13 protein-coding genes and 1 other RNA gene are annotated in these 15,729 nt (G+C 69.2%); 6 read left to right on the top strand and 8 right to left on the bottom strand.

What is annotated here, in order from left to right; all coding sequences use genetic code 11:
• The first annotated feature begins 74 nt into the window (after positions 1-74).
• The 3 genes from ACFHYO_RS00070 (at position 75) to ACFHYO_RS00060 (ending at position 3,161) form a co-directional block, all read left to right on the top strand.
• The gene (locus ACFHYO_RS00070; protein WP_394317441.1) at positions 75-1,073 is read left to right on the top strand and encodes an ABC transporter substrate-binding protein; all 999 of its coding nucleotides are present in this window, start codon (positions 75-77) and stop codon (positions 1,071-1,073) included.
• A 134-nt stretch (positions 1,074-1,207) separates the two neighbouring features.
• A complete protein-coding gene (locus tag ACFHYO_RS00065) occupies positions 1,208-2,095 on the top strand; it encodes an ABC transporter permease (RefSeq protein WP_394317439.1) in 888 nt (295 codons plus the stop codon).
• On the top strand, positions 2,088-3,161 hold the full coding sequence (locus ACFHYO_RS00060) for a quaternary amine ABC transporter ATP-binding protein (RefSeq protein ID WP_394317438.1): 1,074 nt from the start codon (positions 2,088-2,090) through the stop codon (positions 3,159-3,161). Before ACFHYO_RS00065 ends, ACFHYO_RS00060 begins: the two co-directional genes overlap by 8 nt.
• A 101-nt stretch (positions 3,162-3,262) precedes the next feature.
• Here ACFHYO_RS00060 and ACFHYO_RS00055 read toward each other — a convergent pair whose 3' ends face one another.
• The 6 genes from ACFHYO_RS00055 to ACFHYO_RS00030 form a co-directional block, all read right to left on the bottom strand.
• The gene (locus ACFHYO_RS00055; RefSeq protein WP_394317436.1) at positions 3,263-4,498 is read right to left on the bottom strand and encodes a glycosyltransferase; all 1,236 of its coding nucleotides are present in this window, start codon (positions 4,496-4,498) and stop codon (positions 3,263-3,265) included.
• A 21-nt stretch (positions 4,499-4,519) separates the two neighbouring features.
• Complete coding sequence (locus ACFHYO_RS00050) at positions 4,520-6,277, bottom strand: ABC transporter ATP-binding protein (protein ID WP_394317434.1); 1,758 nt, start codon at positions 6,275-6,277, stop codon at positions 4,520-4,522.
• On the bottom strand, positions 6,274-7,374 hold the full coding sequence (locus ACFHYO_RS00045; RefSeq protein ID WP_394317433.1) for an ABC transporter permease: 1,101 nt from the start codon (positions 7,372-7,374) through the stop codon (positions 6,274-6,276). The genes ACFHYO_RS00050 and ACFHYO_RS00045 overlap by 4 nt, the downstream gene beginning before the upstream one ends.
• Complete coding sequence (locus tag ACFHYO_RS00040; protein WP_036712163.1) at positions 7,371-8,450, bottom strand: microcin C ABC transporter permease YejB; 1,080 nt, start codon at positions 8,448-8,450, stop codon at positions 7,371-7,373. The genes ACFHYO_RS00045 and ACFHYO_RS00040 overlap by 4 nt, the downstream gene beginning before the upstream one ends.
• Positions 8,451-8,496: 46 nt before the next feature.
• Positions 8,497-10,377 carry an extracellular solute-binding protein gene (locus ACFHYO_RS00035; protein ID WP_394317431.1) on the bottom strand — a complete coding sequence of 627 codons (1,881 nt, stop codon included), beginning with the start codon at positions 10,375-10,377 and terminating at the stop codon, positions 8,497-8,499.
• 265 nt (positions 10,378-10,642) lie between these two features.
• Positions 10,643-11,179: a c-type cytochrome gene (locus tag ACFHYO_RS00030; RefSeq protein ID WP_036704218.1), complete on the bottom strand. Its 537-nt coding sequence runs from the start codon at positions 11,177-11,179 to the stop codon at positions 10,643-10,645.
• A gap of 251 nt (positions 11,180-11,430) precedes the next feature.
• Here ACFHYO_RS00030 and ACFHYO_RS00025 point away from each other — a divergent pair, with 251 nt between their 5' ends.
• Positions 11,431-12,381, top strand: coding sequence for a prephenate dehydratase (locus tag ACFHYO_RS00025; protein WP_168781951.1), 951 nt, complete (start codon positions 11,431-11,433; stop codon positions 12,379-12,381).
• Positions 12,382-12,415: 34 nt separating this feature from the next.
• Here the strand turns inward: ACFHYO_RS00025 and ACFHYO_RS00020 are convergent, their stop codons facing one another.
• The gene (locus tag ACFHYO_RS00020; RefSeq protein WP_394317428.1) at positions 12,416-12,874 is read right to left on the bottom strand and encodes an SRPBCC family protein; all 459 of its coding nucleotides are present in this window, start codon (positions 12,872-12,874) and stop codon (positions 12,416-12,418) included.
• Positions 12,875-13,108: 234 nt separating this feature from the next.
• Here ACFHYO_RS00020 and ffs point away from each other — a divergent pair.
• Positions 13,109-13,205: signal recognition particle sRNA small type (ffs, locus tag ACFHYO_RS00015), an RNA gene on the top strand.
• A gap of 251 nt (positions 13,206-13,456) precedes the next feature.
• Here the strand turns inward: ffs and nudC are convergent.
• A complete protein-coding gene (gene nudC / locus ACFHYO_RS00010; protein ID WP_394317426.1) occupies positions 13,457-14,389 on the bottom strand; it encodes an NAD(+) diphosphatase in 933 nt (310 codons plus the stop codon).
• A gap of 76 nt (positions 14,390-14,465) precedes the next feature.
• Here nudC and ACFHYO_RS00005 point away from each other — a divergent pair.
• Positions 14,466-15,729: DNA polymerase III subunit gamma/tau (locus ACFHYO_RS00005; RefSeq protein WP_394317424.1), on the top strand; the 1,264-nt coding region annotated here is incomplete at its 3' end.

Genomic DNA, 15,729 nt, shown 5'->3' with positions numbered 1-15,729 from the left:
ACCCACGACAGGCGCGGGCCACAGGCGGCACCCCGCGTCAGCCAACCCAGCCGCCCGACAGAGAGGTGACGACCGTGAAGACCCTGCTCGCATCAACCTTCCTGACCACCGCACTGATCGTTGGCGCCTCGGCGGCATCCGCCGAGTGCGGCAATCTCACGATCGCCAGCATGAACTGGCAAAGCGCCGAAGTGCTGTCCAATGTGGACCGCTTCATCCTCAACAACGGCTATGGCTGCAACGCCGAGATCACCATCGGTGACACCGTGCCGACCCTCACCTCGATTTCGGAGAAGGGCTCGCCCGACATCGCACCCGAGGCGTGGGTCGATCTGCTGCCCGAGATCGTGGACCGCGGCGTGGCCGACGGACGCACCGTCAAGGTTGGCTCGCCCCTGCCCGACGGCGGCATCCAGGGGTGGTACATCCCGAAATACCTCGCCGACGCCCATCCCGAGATCAAGACCATCGGCGACGCGCTGAAGCACCCAGAACTGTTCCCCGACCCGGAGAACCCCGATCGCGGCGCGATCCTCAACGGGCCGCAGGGCTGGGGCGGCACGGTGGTGACGAGCCAGTGGTACAAGGCGCTGAATGCCGATCAGGCGGGTTTCAACCTCGTCGACACCGGGTCGGCCGCTGGTCTCGACGGCGCGATTGCCCGCGCCTACGAGCGCGAACAGGGTTTCATCGGCTATTACTGGGCGCCGACCGCCCTGCTGGGCCGCTACGCGATGGTGCGGCTGGACGAGGGCGTCCCCGAGGACCCAGCCGAATGGAAGCGGTGCAACACCGTGGCCGAGTGCCCCGATCCCAAGTTCGTGGCGTGGCCCCGCGACACGGTCGTGACTCTGGTGGCCAAGTCCTTTGCCGACCGCGCAGGACCGGAGGTCATGGACTACCTCGGCAAGCGCGCTTGGTCGAACGAGTTCGTCAACGGCCTGATGGCGTGGATGACCGAGAACCAGGCCACGGGCGAGGATGGGGCGCGCCAGTTCCTGTCCGAGAACAAGGACATGTGGAAGGCTTGGGTAACCCCTGATGCGGCCGAAAAGATCGAGGCCGCGCTCTGATCGACTGACGCATCCGGCGGTGCGCGGCTCGCGCGCATCGCCCGTGACACGGGCGCGCGGTGCCGGACCCACCGCCCGCCACCGACGCGGGTCAGCAGCCGATTGGACCCGGGGACTGGCCGAGGGGGTACGCGATGGACTGGTTCTACAATTTTCCGCACATGAACGACGAGACGTTGCGCAACCTCCGGCGGGCGATCGACGAGGGGTTCAGCAATTTCACCCGGACCTACGGCGACGGGATCGAAGCGATGTTCTCGCCGCTTCAGCAATTCCTGATCTGGTCCGAGCGACTGATGACGCAGACGCCGTGGCCGATCATCCTCGCCTGGATCCTCGCCGTCGCATGGCTCGCCACGCGGAGCCTGCGCATCGGCGCCTCGACCGCAATTACCCTTCTGCTGATCGGCTATTTCGACATGTGGGAGGCGACGATGCAGACCGTCTCGATGATTTTCGTCTGCACCATCATGTCCATCGTCATTGGCCTGCCGATCGGCATCCTCATGTCGCGCTCGGACAGGTTCCAGCGCATCGTCAGCCCGATCCTCGACGTGATGCAGACGATGCCGAGCTTCGTCTATCTGATCCCGGTTGTCATGCTGCTCGGCATCGGCCGGGTGCCGGGGCTGATCGCAGTGGTGATCTATGCGCTGCCGCCGATCATCCGGCTGACCGACCTCGGCATCCGGCTGGTGGACCGCGACGTGCTCGAAGCGGCAGACGCCTTCGGGACCTCACCCGCGCAGAAGCTCTTCAAGGTGCAGCTGCCGCTGGCGCTGCCGACCATCATGGCGGGGGTCAACCAGACCATCATGATGGCGCTGGCGATGGTCGTCATCGCCTCAATGATCGGGGTTCAGGGCCTGGGGCAGCCGGTGCTGCGGGCCATTGCCAACCAGTACTTCACCCTCGGCGTCTTCAACGGCCTCGCCATCGTCGGCATTGCCATCATCTTCGACCGCGTGAGCCAAGCCTACGGCAAGCGCCTGCAGAAATACCGGGAGATCGTCCATGGCTGAACGGTCTGGCGGAAAGTCCTTCGGCGGGATCCGCATCCGCAACCTCTACAAGATATTCGGCGCCCGGGCCGAGGACTTCGTACAGGCCGTCCGCAATGGCATGACCAAGGCCGAGCTGAACCAGCGCCACGGTCGGGTACTGGGACTGCGCGACATCAATCTGGAAATCCCGTCGGGCGCGATCCAGGTGGTCATGGGGTTGTCGGGGTCGGGCAAGTCCACGTTGATCCGCCACATCAACCGACTGATCGATCCGACTGCGGGCGAGGTGCTGGTGGACGGGATCGACGTCTGCCGAATGAACCCAGCCGATCTGCGCGAGTTTCGCCGCCATCAGACGGCGATGGTGTTTCAGAAATTCGCCCTGCTTCCGCATCGCACCGTGCTCGACAACACACTGTTCGGGCTTGAGGTGCAGGGCTTCGAACGCAGGCAGGCTGTCGACACCGCAATGCGCTGGCTCGAACGGGTCGGCCTCAAGGGGTTCGAGAACCGCTACCCAAACCAGCTGTCGGGCGGCATGCAGCAGCGCGTCGGACTGGCCCGGGCGCTGTCGAACGACGCCCCGGTGGTGCTGATGGACGAGGCCTATTCCGCCCTCGACCCGCTGATCCGCACCGATATGCAGACCGTGCTGCTGGACATCCAGCGCGAGGTGAAAAAGACCATCGTGTTCATCACCCATGACCTCGACGAGGCGCTGCGGCTGGGCGACCAGATCGCAATCCTGCGCGACGGCGAGGTGATCCAGCAGGGCACCAGTCAGGACATCGTCCTGCGCCCGGCCGATGACTACGTCGCGAACTTCGTCCGCGAGGTAAACCGCGGTCGGGTGATCCACGTGGATGCCGTGATGGCACCGCTCGCCGCGGAACCGGGCGAAAGGGTGCTGTCCATCGCCGAGGGCTCGACCATCGAGGACGCCATGCGCCGCCTGGCAGAAAGCGGCGGCGAGCGGCTTGTTGTGCGTTGTCCGCAGAATCGCGCGCTGGGCGAGGTCACGCTGCACGGCCTTGCCGCGGCCATGGTCAGCGCCGATCCGCCCCGGGCATCGTCGCGGGCTTGATGGCCGGAGTCGGGGACGGACCGGGCTCGCCAGCGGCATGCCAAAAGCCGGGCGGACGGCAGATGGACCGACGGATCTGAGCATCAACCCGGAAATGCCGCTCAAACGTGGGGCGGCGCCGGGCGCCCGGCCCGCTCGACCCACTCCACGAGCTTCGGCAGGCTGACCCGCGTCAGGTCGTAGTCCGCGACGATCCGCGCCCGCGCGGCGGCGGTCAGGCGGGCGGCGTCGGGGTCGCCGTCGAGGCCCCGGACCAGCGCCGCCGCCAGCCCCGGCTGATCGAAGAAATCGACCAGCCGCCCGTGCTCGCCGTCGGTGACGAGTTCGCGCACCGGCTCGGTGTCAGAGGCGACGATCAGCGGGCCCGCCGCCATCGCCTCGGTCAGCGACCACGACAGCACGAAGGGATAGGTAAGGTAGCAGTGGACCCGTGCGACCTGCAGCAGCGACAGGTAGGTGGGATCGGGCACGCGGCCGAGGAAATGGATGCGCTCGAGCGGCAGCTTGCCGTCCAGCTCGGCCAGCATCTGCGCCTTCCAGCTTTCGCCGTCCTTCGGCTTGCTGCCGTAGCTGACCCCGTCGCCGCCGACGATGACCACCTGCGCCGCAGGGCGCGCCGCCAGCACCTCGGGCAGCGCCCGCATGAAGCGGTGAAAGCCGCGGTAGGGCTCGAGCGAGCGGCTGACGTAACTCAAGACCTCGTCGCCGGGCTTGAGTACCTGCCCGTCGGGCAGGGTCAGCCGCGCCGCGGGGTCGGGGCGGACCCGGTCGGTGTCGATCCCGTCGTGGATCACCGTCAGCTTCTGGCGCAGCTCGGGCGGGAAGCTCTCGGCCTGATAGCGCGTGGGCGAGAGGCCCGCGTCCGCCATCACCAGCCCCTGGATGAGATGCGCGCCCCGGGCGATGGTCGAGACCCGCGCCTCGTCGGTGCCGGGCGAGATCTCGGGGTCGAACCCAACGTCCTGCCCTTGGGTGCGATACATCAGCTCGGCATAGACCAAGAGCCGCGCCTCGGGCCAGATTTCGCGGAGGAACAGCGTCTCGCCCCAGCCCGAGTGCCCCACGATGACGTCGGGGCGATAGCCGTGCCGGTCCCTCAGCGCCCTCGCCCCGCGGGCGGCGAGCCAGCCGCGCTCGGCCATCTGGGCATAGGTGCGGCCGAGCGGGTGGCTGGTCGTGACCTCGGGGGGGGTGGCGTATTTCACCACCCGCACCGGCGAGGGGCGCTGGTTCTTCTCGTCGGTCAGGGCCAGCACCTCGTGCCCGCGGGCGGCGAGGGCGGGGGCGAGATGGGGGAACTGGCCAGGGAAATTCTGGTGGAGGAACAGGATCTTCATCAAACGCCCGTGGTCTCGGCTTCAGTCTCGGTGATCGCGAAAGGCCGCTGCCATCAGGGCCCTTGTGTAGTCGCTGGCGGGCGCGGCGAAGAGCCGGTCGGCCGGCCCCTGCTCGACCACCTCGCCCGCGCGCATGACGAGGATCTGGTGCGACATGGCGCGCACCACCCGCAGATCGTGGCTGATGAAGAGGAAGGCGAGCCCGTATTTGCGCTGCAACCCCCGCAGCAGATCCACGATCTGCACCTGAACGGTCATGTCGAGCGCGCTCGTCGGCTCGTCCAGCACCACCACCTTGGGGCGCAGGATCATCGCCCGCGCGATGGCGATGCGCTGCCGCTGGCCGCCAGAGAACTCGTGCGGGTAGCGGTCCATCGCGCCCGCGTCGAGCCCGACCTCGGCCATGATCTCGGCCACCATCTGGCGCGGGTCGCGGCCCTTCTCGACGCCGTGAACGCCGAGGCCCTCGGCGATGATCTGGCCCACGGTCATCCGCGGCGAGAGGCTGCCGTAGGGGTCCTGGAAGACGATCTGCATGTCCCGGCGCAGCCGGCGCAGCGCGCGGCCCGACAGGCGCGAGATGTCGCGGCCGAGGAAGACGATCGGACCCTCGCTCTCGATCAGCCGCATGATGGCGAGCGCGAGCGTGGTCTTGCCCGAGCCGGATTCGCCGACGATCCCCAGCGTCTCGCCCGCGCGGACGCTGAGCGTCGCGCCGTTCACCGCCTTGATGTGGCCCACGGTGCGGCGCAGGAAGCCGCGCTTGATCGGGAACCACACCTTGAGGTCGCGGGTGGCGACGACCTCGGGGGCCGCGGGGTCGATGGGATCGGCCGCGCCCGCCGGTTCGGCGGCGAGGAGCTTCTGCGTGTAGGGGTGTTGCGGGTTGGCGAAGATCGCCTCGACCGGGCCCCGCTCGACGATCTCGCCGTCCTTCATCACGCAGACCCGGTCGGCGATGCGCCGCACGATCCCGAGGTCGTGGCTGATGAAGAGCATCGACAGCCCCTCGTCGCGCTTGAGGTTGGCCAGCAGGTCGAGGATCTGTGCCTGGATGGTGACGTCGAGGGCGGTGGTCGGCTCGTCCGCGATCAGCAACTCGGGGCCGTTGGCGAGCGCCATGGCGATCATCACCCGCTGCCGCTGCCCGCCGGAAAGCTGGTGGGGGTAGTCGGCGAGCCGCGAGGCCGCGTCGCGGATGCCGACCTTTTCCAAGAGTTCGACGATCCGCGCCCGTGCGGCCGCACCCGTCAGGTTCTGGTGCAGGGCGAGGCTTTCCGCCAGCTGCCGCTCGATCGTGTGGAGCGGGTTGAGCGAGGTCATCGGCTCCTGGAAGACGAAGCTGATGTCGTTGCCGCGGATGGCGCGCAGCCGCGGCTCGGGCGCGCCGATCATCTCGGCGCCCTCATAGCGGACGCTGCCCGACAGCTCGGCCGCGTCGCCCAGAAGCTGGACGGTGCTGAGCGCGGTGACGGACTTGCCCGAGCCGGATTCGCCCACCAGCGCCACCGTCTCGCCGCGGCCCACGGTGAAGCTGACGCCGCGGACGGCGAGGCTGCGGCGGCCCTCGGTGCGGAAGGCCACGGTGAGGTCGCGGACCTCGAGGACCGGCGCGGGGTGCCCCGCGTCGGACCGGGGCGCTGCCCCGGACCCCGGGATACTTCGGTCCAGCCCGAGGGGGGCCGGGGCCGAAGGCGGGGCCGGGACGGCCGCGGCGGCGCCGGGGCTGGGTTGCACCGGCGGGACGGCCGCCGCGGGGGGGTGCAGCGGATCGCTCATTTGAAGGTCTTGCGCGGGTCGAAGGCGTCGCGGATGCCCTCGAAGATCAACACCAGGAGCGACAGCATGATCGCGAAGGTGAAGAAGGCGGTGAAGCCGAGCCATGGCGCCTGCAGGTTCTGCTTGGCCTGCAGTGCCAGCTCGCCCAGCGAGGGCGCCGAGGCGGGCAGCCCGTAGCCGAGGTAGTCGAGCGCCGCGAGCGAGGCGATGGTGCCGGTCACGACGAAGGGGAGCATGGTCAGCGTCGCCACCATGGCGTTCGGCAGGATGTGGCGGAACATGATGGTGCGGTCGCCGACGCCCAAGGCACGGGCGGCGCGGACATACTCGAAGTTGCGCGCGCGCAGGAACTCGGCCCGCACCACGCCCACCAACGCCGGCCAGCCGAAGAGGATCGAGACGAAGACCAGCAGCCAGAAGCTGCGCCCGAGGATCGCAAACAGGATGATGATGACGTAGAGCGAGGGGGTGGAGCCCCAGATCTCGAGCAGGCGCTGGAAGATCAGGTCGGTGCGACCGCCGAAATAGCCCTGCACCGCGCCCGCCGCGATGCCGATCACCGACGAGACGGCGGTGACGATCAGGGTGAAGAGGATCGAGACCCGGAAGCCGTAGATCACCCGCGCGGTCACGTCGCGGGCGGTGTCGTCGGTGCCCAGCCAATGCGCCCGGTCCGGCGCCGAGGGGGCGGTACCCACGTCGTTGATGGTGCGGAAGTGATAGGGGATCGGCGGCCAGATCGCCCAGCCCCTCTCGACCCCCTCGGTCAACGTGCCCGCGGCGATGGCCGCCTGCGTCGCCTCGGGGTCGTCGAGGCAATCCTCGACCCCGCCCGAGGCGATGAGGCAGGCCACGACCGGGTCCTTGTAGTTCGCCTCGGTGCCGAAATCGCCGCCGAACGCCGTCTCGGGGTAGAAGCGGTAGGCGGGGACGAAATACTCGCCCCGGTACTGGACGAGGATCGGCTTGTCGTTGGCGATCAGCTCAGCAAAGAGCGAGGCCACGAACAGCAGCGTGAAGATCACGAGCGACCAGAACGCCCGGCCATTCCGGCGGAAGTTGCGCCAGCGGCGCTGGTTGAGGGGCGAGAGCGTCATCCGGCGCGCTTCTCGAAGTCGATGCGCGGGTCGACCAGCACATACATCAGGTCCGACAGGATGCCGACCAGAAGGCCCATGAGGCCGAAGACATAGAGGGTGCCGAAGATCACCGGATAGTCGCGCTGGACGGCCGCCTCGAACCCCAGCCGGCCGAGGCCGTCGAGCGAGAAGATCGTCTCGATCAGGATCGACGAGCCGAAGAACACGCCGAGAAACAGCGCCGGAAAGCCCGCGATCACGATCAGCATCGCGTTGCGGAACACATGGCCGTAGAGCACGCGCCCCTCGGTCAGGCCCTTGGCGCGGGCGGTCATCACGTACTGCTTGTTGATCTCGTCCAGAAAGCTGTTCTTGGTCAGCAGGGTGAGTGTCGCAAAGCTCGAGATCGTCGCGGCCGTCACCGGCAGGGTGATGTGCCAGAGATAGTCCTTGATCTTCCCGATCAGGCTGAGGTCGGCGAAGTTGTCCGAGGTGAGGCCGCGCAGCGGGAAGATCTTCCAGTAGCTGCCGCCGGCGAACAGCACCATCAGCAGCACCGCGAAGAGGAAGCCGGGGATGGCGTAGCCGACGATGATCGCGCTTGAGGTCCAGGTATCGAAGGGCGTGCCGTCGCGCACCGCCTTGCGGATGCCGAGCGGGATCGAGATCAGATAGGCCAGCAGCGTCGACCACAGCCCCAGCGTGATCGAGACCGGCATCTTTTCCAGCACCAGGTCGACGACCGAGATCGAGCGGAACCACGACTGCCCGAAGTCAAAGCGCAGGTAGTTGCCGAGCATGGTCAGGAACCGCACCGGGGCGGGCTTGTCGAAGCCGAACTCCTTTTCCAGCTCGGCGATGAACTCGGGCGGCAGGCCCTGGGCGCCGGCATAGCGCTCGGTCGTGGCGCCGCCCTGCCCCGCATCGCCGCCGCCGGCGATGTTGCGGAACACGTCGCCCTCGCCCTGCACGCGGGCCACGATCTGCTCGATCGGCCCGCCGGGGACGAACTGCGTCAGGGTGAAGTTGACCAGCATGATCCCGATGAGCGTCGGGACGATGAGCAGCAGCCGCCGCAGAAGATATGCGCCCATTCCTCGTCCCTGCCCCGGCGCGATCGCGCTCTTGGGGCCGGTGGCGTCAGCGGATCGCCCCGGCCTCTTTCAGCTTTGCCGCCTTATCGGCGTCGTACCACCAGAAATCAAGTTCGCCGAGCGAGTAGGGCGGCAGCGTCTCGGGGTGAGCATACATGTCCCAGTAGGCCACGGTGTGCTTGCCCTTGAACCACTGCGGCACCCAGAAATGCAGCGCCCTTAGCACCCGGTCGAGGGCGTGGACGCGGGTCGTCAGCTCCTCTTGAGTGGTGGCGGCCTCGACCTGGGTGATGAGCGCGTCGACCGCCGGGTTGGCCAGCCCCATGGCGTTGAACACGTCTCCGGTGGCCTTCGAGCCGAAATACTGCTGCAGCCCGGCGCCGGGGATCATGTCCTGGCCCAGATGTACGTTGATCAGGTCGAAGTCGTGGTTGCGCTTGCGGTCCTCGAGCTGGGCGTCGTCCACCCGCTCGTGCACGGCGTCGATGCCGGCGGCGCGCAGGTTCTGGACATAGGGGTTGATCACCCGGTCGAAGGTCTGGCTTTCGTTCAGGATCTGCACCCGGAGCGTCTGGCCGTCCTTCCGCCGCAACCCGTCGCGGGCGCCCTCGGGGATCACCCACCCCGCCGCGTCGAGCAACTGCGCGGCCCGGCGCAGGTTGCCGCGGTCGAGCTGGCGCTCGCCGCTTACCGGGGGGACGAAGGCGTCGGCGGTGAATACCGCCTCGGGCAGATCGGCGCGAAGCGGCTCGAGCAGGGCGAGTTCGCCCGGCGAGGGCAGGCCCGACGCGGACAGCGGCGAGTTGTCCCAGAAGCCCTTCACCCGCTCGTAGAGCCCGTAGAACAGCGTCTGGTTCGCCCACTCGAAGTTGAAGAGCAGCCCCAGCGCCTCGCGCACCCGCACGTCCTGGAACTGCGGGCGGCGCAGGTTGATGGCCCAGGCCTGCCCGTTCGCCACGTTGCCGTCGGCCAGTTCCTCCTTCTTCACCCAGCCCTGGGTGAAGGCGGGAAAGTCGTAGCGGGTCGCCCAGATGATCGAGGAGGCCTCGTTGCGGAAGCGGTATTCGCCGGCCTTGAAGGCCTCGAAGGCGCTTTCGTAGTCGCCGAAATATTCGATGCGGATGCGGTCGAAGTTGTTGCGGCCGATGTTGATCGGCAGGTTCGCGCCCCAGTAGTCCGGGTTGCGCTTCCAGCTGACCGAGCGGCCGATGTCGGCGCGATCGAAGAGATAGGGGCCCGACCCGACATAGGGCAGGTTCGAGCCTTCCCCCAGATCCCGATGATTCGCCTCGAAATCCGCTTTGGAGAAGATGGGCAGCCCGCCCGCCGCCTGGATCACGTCGCGGCGCGGGTAGTCCGGGGTGAAGGTGAAGCGCACCCGCCGGTCGTCCAGCACCTCGGCCTTGGCGACCATCTGCGCGATCACCGCGCGGAAGGACGACAGGCCCTTGTCGCGCAGCTGTTCGTACGAGAACAGCACGTCGGCCGAGGTCATCGGCGTGCCGTCCGAGAACCGGATGCCGTCGCGCAGGGTGAAGATCACCCAGTCGCGGCTCGGCGGGTATTCCACCGTCTCGCAGAGCAGGCAGTAGGCGGCGCCGATCTCGTCGGCGGGCGCGGTCAGCAGGCTTTCCAGCATCACGGTGGAGAGCGCCGCCGCCCGGCCCTTGATCGTGTAGGGGTTGTAGCTGTCGAAGCCGCCCGGCGCCCACTGGCTCATCTCGCCGCCCTTGGGCGCGTCGGGGTTCACATAGCGCAGATGCGGGAAATCGGCCGTCAAGGCGAGGTCGCCGAAGGTCGAGACGCCATGCGCGACGATGGTGCCCGCGGCGGCATCCGGCGCCGGCGGCGGGGCAGCGGGGTTCTGGGCCAGAACCGCGGTGCCGGTCAGGGCCAGGCCCGCGGCCAGAACAAGATGTCGCACCATGCCGTCCCCCGTTTGCGCGCCACCCGGGCGCGCCATTCCATCCGTCATCTCGCGGCCCGCGCGGCCTCGGTCTTCAGCGCCACGGTGACCCGTCGGGCGCCACCGGCCAGCCGACGCTAAGGCAGCGGTCGGGCTGGCGGCAAGCGCCATGTCGGGAATGTGACACGGGACCGGATGCCGCGGCAGGAGCCCCGCCCCGGACAGACGAACGGCGCGAGCGGCAGGGCCGTCGCGCCGTCGGGTCGTTGGTCCGGCGAAGCGCCGATTACTGCGTGGTGGTCGCCAGATAGGCGATCAGGTCGGCGCGCTCGGCGGCGCTCTTGATGCCGGCGAAGGTCATCTTGGTGCCCGGCATGTACTCGCGGGGGCTGGTCACGAACCCGTTGAGGTTCTCGGGCGTCCAGACGCCGGGCATGTCCATCGCCGCCTGCGAGTAGTTGAAGCCGGCGACCGACGCCTTGTCGCGCTCCACGACGCCGTTCAGGTGCGGGCCGACGCCATCGGTCCCGTCGATCTTGTGGCACGACTTGCACTTGCCGAAGGCGCGCTCGCCCTTGGCGGGGTCGGCGGCGGCCAGCAGCGTGGCGAAGTCGGGGCCTTCCTCGGCGGCGGCGCCATCCTCGGCCGGGGCGGCATCCTCGACGGCGATGCGGTAGGCCTGCGGCGCTTCCTCGCCCTCGGCGGCGTGGCCCGCGGGGCCGACGTGATAGAGCGATGAGGCGAACCACGAGGCCAGCATCAGGAACAGCAGTGACCCGATCAGCGCACCGGCCGCCTTCGTCACCGTCATCGTGTTGAACATCGCGCGTATTCCCCTGCGGCCTCAGCTCTGTCTGGGCGCTATCTATCCGCTTTCACTTTGCCGGTTCAAGGTATAGTTCGGCCCGGCGCCCGCAATCGGGGGGCGGCGTTTCGCCGCCGCATCGCCCCGCCCGCCGCGGCGCCCCGCACCCCGCGACGGGGGCCACCTGCGGGCCTCGACGCCGGCCCGGCCGCGGGCCCTGAACCTGCGCGCAGGCCCGCCCGGTCCGCGCCGTCCGCCCAAGGTCACAGATGTCCGATCCCGCCCCCTCTGCCAGCGCCCTCGCCACCCCCTCGGCCAACCGCTCGGAAGCCCCGGCCGAGGCCGCACCGGCGTGGCCGACCGCGCCGCGCATCGCCTTTCAGGGCGAACCCGGCGCCTATTCGCACCAGGCCTGCCGCCAGTGGTCGCCCGAGAGCGAGGCCCTGCCCTGCCCCACCTTCGAGGATACCGTCGAGGCCTGCCGTTCGGGCGCGGCCGACCTGGCGATGCTGCCGGTCGAGAACTCGACCTATGGCCGGGTCGCCGACATCCACCACCTGCTGCCCGAATCCGGCCTGAACATCATCGGCGAGACCTTCGTGCGGGTGCACATCAGCCTGCTGGGCGTGCCCGGCGCCCGGCTCGAGGACGTGACCGAGGCGATGAGCCACACCGTCCTGCTGGGCCAGTGCCGCGGCTTCCTGCGGCGCCACAACATCCGCACCCTGACCGGCCCCGACACCGCAGGCAGCGCGATGATGGTCGCGCAGGGCGGCGATCCGCGCCGCGCGGCGCTGGCCAGCCCGCTCGCCGGCGAGATCTACGGGCTCGACCGGCTGGCCGACGAGATCGAGGACCGGCAGAACAACACCACGCGGTTCCTGATCATGTCGCGCACCCCCGACCTGTCGCGCCGCCTGAACGCGGCCGGGCGCCCGGACATGCTGACGAGCTTCGTCTTCCGTGTCAGGAACATCCCCGCCGCGCTCTACAAGGCGATGGGCGGGTTCGCGACCAACGGCGTCAACATGACCAAGCTGGAAAGCTACATGGTGGACGGGGTGTTCACCGCGACCCAGTTCTACGCCGACATCGAGGGCCACCCCGACGACCCGGCGGTGGCGCGGGCGCTGGATGAGCTGCGCTATTTTACCTCGATGCTGACGATCCTCGGCGTCTATCCCGCCGATCCGCTGCGCGCCCGCCAGCAGCAGGGCTAGCGCGCGCCTCCGGGCGCGGCCACCCGGCGGCGGCTCAGCCCCGGCGGGCCGAGAGGTCGGACAGGAAAGCGCCGATCCGTTCCGCGAACTTGCGGTCGAGCTGCGCCTTGCCGAGCTTGGCCGTCTGCAGCATCAGCCGCGCCCGAATCGTCTGCGGCCGCGCCTCGAGCTCGAAGATCACCCGCGATTTGGCCCGCGTCAGCACGATCACCGTCATCTCGACCGTCAGGAAGAGCGATTCCGCCTCGCCGAGGATCACGATCTTCTCGGGTCGGTCGAATTGGGCGACGCTCAGTCGCATCTCGCGCCGTTTGCCGCGTAGATCGAACGCCACGTCCCATGCCATGCCCGCACCCGGCTCAACGGCCGGATCGATGCGCCGGACCTCGGCGCCCTTGCGAGCAAGCATCCGCTCGATCCGTGGGAAGTCGCTGATCATGTCGAACAGCTGGTCGGCGGGAAGGTCGGTGTCCTGACGAAACGAAAATTTCATGGCAACCATGTACACAGGAAGTCGGCAGGCTATTTAACGCCAGTGTGATGTTGGCGCAACCACTGCGTGCATCACCGGTCAGCACCGAGCTCTATAATTCTGCACTTCACGACCGAACATACCGCGTTCCAGGCAGCTGTGCCTGATAAACCTCCAAGCGCCCAGAACCACGCACTACGGTCATCCGACTGACACCACCTTGCATCCTCTTCACAAGCCGACTAGATCGGCCTCGAGAGGTTGGCGCGGGCAGGCGCCTCGCCAACCCGGTCAGGTCCGGAAGGAAGCAGCCGTAACGAGCCCCGCTTGGGTCGTTGTCCAGCCTCTCACCCCTTCTTCCAACTCCGACGTGCGGAATCCGATGGCTGCGTCTGCTTGCCATCCTGTCGGTGATCTCGCGCCGACGCGGAAAACGGGGAGGCGGGCGCCACTGGCGTTTGCGCCTCTGCTAGGCGGCTAACGAACAATCAGCCTTGCGAGTTGATCTGTCGACGTCACACTACGTCGCATGGCGGCCCCCGTCGTGGCCAGACCCGTCCGGCCCCAACCCCGAGCGATACTCGCGCGCCGGCTCCGGCAAACCTACCCATCCAGCCACCCCCGCATCAGCCACCCCGCGATCGCCCCCCGGCGCGGCGCCCGCAGCACCGGGTGCGTCCCGGCCATCACCGCCGCCAGATCGGCGCGCGACAGCCACAGCGCGTCCTCGAGTTCCACCGGATCGAGGGTGATCGCCTCGCTCTCGGCCTCGGCCACCAGCCCGATCATCAACGAGGCGGGGAACGGCCACGGCTGGCTGCCGGCATAGCGCACCGCGCCGATGCGGATGCCGGTCTCTTCGGCGACCTCGCGGCGGACGGCGGCCTCGAGCGTCTCGCCCGGCTCGATGAAGCCCGCGAGGCAGGAATACATCCCTTCGGGCCAGCCGGGCGAGCGGCCCAGCAGCACCCGGTCACCGCGGGTGACGAGCATGATGACCACCGGGTCGGTGCGGGGGAAATGGGTGCGCCCGCAGCCCGGGCAGCGGCGCTGCCAGCCCGATTGCGCGGCCTGCGTCTCGTGCCCGCAGGCGGGGCAGAAGCGGTGAGTGGCGTGCCAGCCGGTCAGCGCCCGTGCGGTGGCGGCGAGTTCCGCGTCGAGCGGCGAAAGCCGCATCATCGCGCCGCGCAGCTCGACGAACCCGGCGCCGGGGATCGCCGGGTGGACCTGCTCGGAGGGGTCGAAGAACAGCTTGGTCTCGGGCAGGTTCGGCGGCGCCCAGGCGCTGATGTCGCAGGCCGCGACCGCCTGTCCCCCGTCGCGGCCGAGCAGCACCGGCCCCGCCTCGCCCGTGTCGGCCAGCGCCGGGTGCCCGGCCCCCAGCCGCACCAGCGCGCCGTCGGCATCGAGGCAGACCTTGCCGCGCCACACCGGGACCATCGCCGCCCCCGCCTGCCAGTCCGCGTCGCCCCGCGCCTCGGCCGCGCGGTCCAGCCCGCCGCCGGCGAACGCCAGCCCTGCCCGATCCCCGATCATCCCCTCACCCCGTCCCCTCTGCCGTTGCCCTCGTCGGGCCGTCCCCCTACATTCCCCCGGTCAGACGAGGGAACCCATGACCGACACGCCCGCCTATCGGGTGCTCGCCCGGAAATACCGGCCCGAGACCTTTGCCGATCTGGTCGGGCAGGACGCCATGGTCCGCACGCTGAAGAATGCCTTCGAGGCCGACCGCATCGCGCAGGCCTTCATCATGACCGGCATCCGCGGCACCGGAAAGACCACCACCGCGCGGATCATCGCCAAGGGGATGAACTGCATCGGCCCGGACGGCACCGGCGGCCCGACCACGCAGCCCTGCGGGGTGTGCGAGCATTGCGTGGCCATCGCCGAGGGCCGCCACGTCGACGTGCTGGAGATGGACGCGGCCTCGCGCACCGGCGTGGGCGACATCCGCGAGATCATCGAGAGCGTGCACTACGCGCCGGGCGCCGCGCGCTACAAGATCTACATCATCGACGAGGTGCACATGCTCAGCACCTCGGCGTTCAACGCGCTGCTGAAGACGCTCGAGGAACCCCCGCCGCACGTCAAGTTCATCTTCGCCACCACCGAGATCCGCAAGGTGCCGGTGACGGTGCTCAGCCGCTGCCAGCGCTTCGACCTGCGCCGGATCGAGCCCGAGGTGATGCTGGCCCTTCTGCGCCGCATCGCGGGGGCCGAGGGCGCGGCGATCACCGACGACGCGCTGGCGCTGATCACGCGGGCCGCCGAAGGCTCGGCGCGGGACGCGACCTCGCTGCTCGACCAGGCGATCAGCCACGGCGCGGGTGAGACGACAGCCGCCGAGGTCCGCTCGATGCTCGGGCTCGCCGACCGCGGCCGGGTGCTCGACCTCTTCGACATGATCCTGCGCGGGGCTGCGGCCGAGGCGCTGGCCGAGCTGCAGGCGCAATATGCCGAGGGCGCCGATCCGCTCGCCGTGCTGCGCGATCTGGCCGAGATCACCCATTGGGTCAGCGTGGTGAAGATCACCCCCGCCGCCGCCGAGGACCCCACCGTAGGCCCGGATGAGCGCGCCCGCGGCGCCGACATGGCCGCCCGCGTCCCGATGCGGGCGCTGACGCGGCTGTGGCAGATGCTGCTCAAGGCGCTCGAGGAGGTCGCGGCGGCGCCGAACGCGATGATGGCCGCCGAGATGGCGATCATCCGCCTGACCCATGTGGCCGACCTGCCCGACCCCGAGGCGCTGATCCGCCGGGTGCAGGCGGGCCAGGCGGCGGGCGAGTTCGCCCGCGGCCCCGCGGCCGGTGCCGGCGGCGACGCCCCGCAGGGCGCGGCCGCGTGGACCCCGCACCCCGAGGGGTTCGCGAGCTCGG

Origin of the sequence: Paracoccus panacisoli (assembly GCF_042435015.1) — a bacterium.
Classification (GTDB): domain Bacteria; phylum Pseudomonadota; class Alphaproteobacteria; order Rhodobacterales; family Rhodobacteraceae; genus Paracoccus; species Paracoccus panacisoli.
The sequence above is the reverse complement of the archived record's forward strand: the minus strand, read 5'-3'. Positions and strand labels throughout refer to the sequence as shown.

What these genes read in the sequence shown, in the direction of transcription:
- ACFHYO_RS00040 (WP_036712163.1), bottom strand. Translation starts at nt 8,450, where the DNA reads ATGGGCGCATATCTTCTGCGGCGGCTGCTGCTCATCGTCCCGACGCTC.
- ACFHYO_RS00020 (WP_394317428.1), bottom strand. Translation starts at nt 12,874, where the DNA reads ATGAAATTTTCGTTTCGTCAGGACACCGACCTTCCCGCCGACCAGCTG.
- ACFHYO_RS00045 (WP_394317433.1), bottom strand. Translation starts at nt 7,374, where the DNA reads ATGACGCTCTCGCCCCTCAACCAGCGCCGCTGGCGCAACTTCCGCCGG.
- ACFHYO_RS00050 (WP_394317434.1), bottom strand. Translation starts at nt 6,277, where the DNA reads ATGAGCGATCCGCTGCACCCCCCCGCGGCGGCCGTCCCGCCGGTGCAA.
- ACFHYO_RS00060 (WP_394317438.1), top strand. Translation starts at nt 2,088, where the DNA reads ATGGCTGAACGGTCTGGCGGAAAGTCCTTCGGCGGGATCCGCATCCGC.
- ACFHYO_RS00055 (WP_394317436.1), bottom strand. Translation starts at nt 4,498, where the DNA reads ATGAAGATCCTGTTCCTCCACCAGAATTTCCCTGGCCAGTTCCCCCAT.
- nudC (WP_394317426.1), bottom strand. Translation starts at nt 14,389, where the DNA reads ATGATCGGGGATCGGGCAGGGCTGGCGTTCGCCGGCGGCGGGCTGGAC.
- ACFHYO_RS00025 (WP_168781951.1), top strand. Translation starts at nt 11,431, where the DNA reads ATGTCCGATCCCGCCCCCTCTGCCAGCGCCCTCGCCACCCCCTCGGCC.
- ACFHYO_RS00035 (WP_394317431.1), bottom strand. Translation starts at nt 10,377, where the DNA reads ATGGTGCGACATCTTGTTCTGGCCGCGGGCCTGGCCCTGACCGGCACC.
- ACFHYO_RS00030 (WP_036704218.1), bottom strand. Translation starts at nt 11,179, where the DNA reads ATGTTCAACACGATGACGGTGACGAAGGCGGCCGGTGCGCTGATCGGG.
- ACFHYO_RS00065 (WP_394317439.1), top strand. Translation starts at nt 1,208, where the DNA reads ATGGACTGGTTCTACAATTTTCCGCACATGAACGACGAGACGTTGCGC.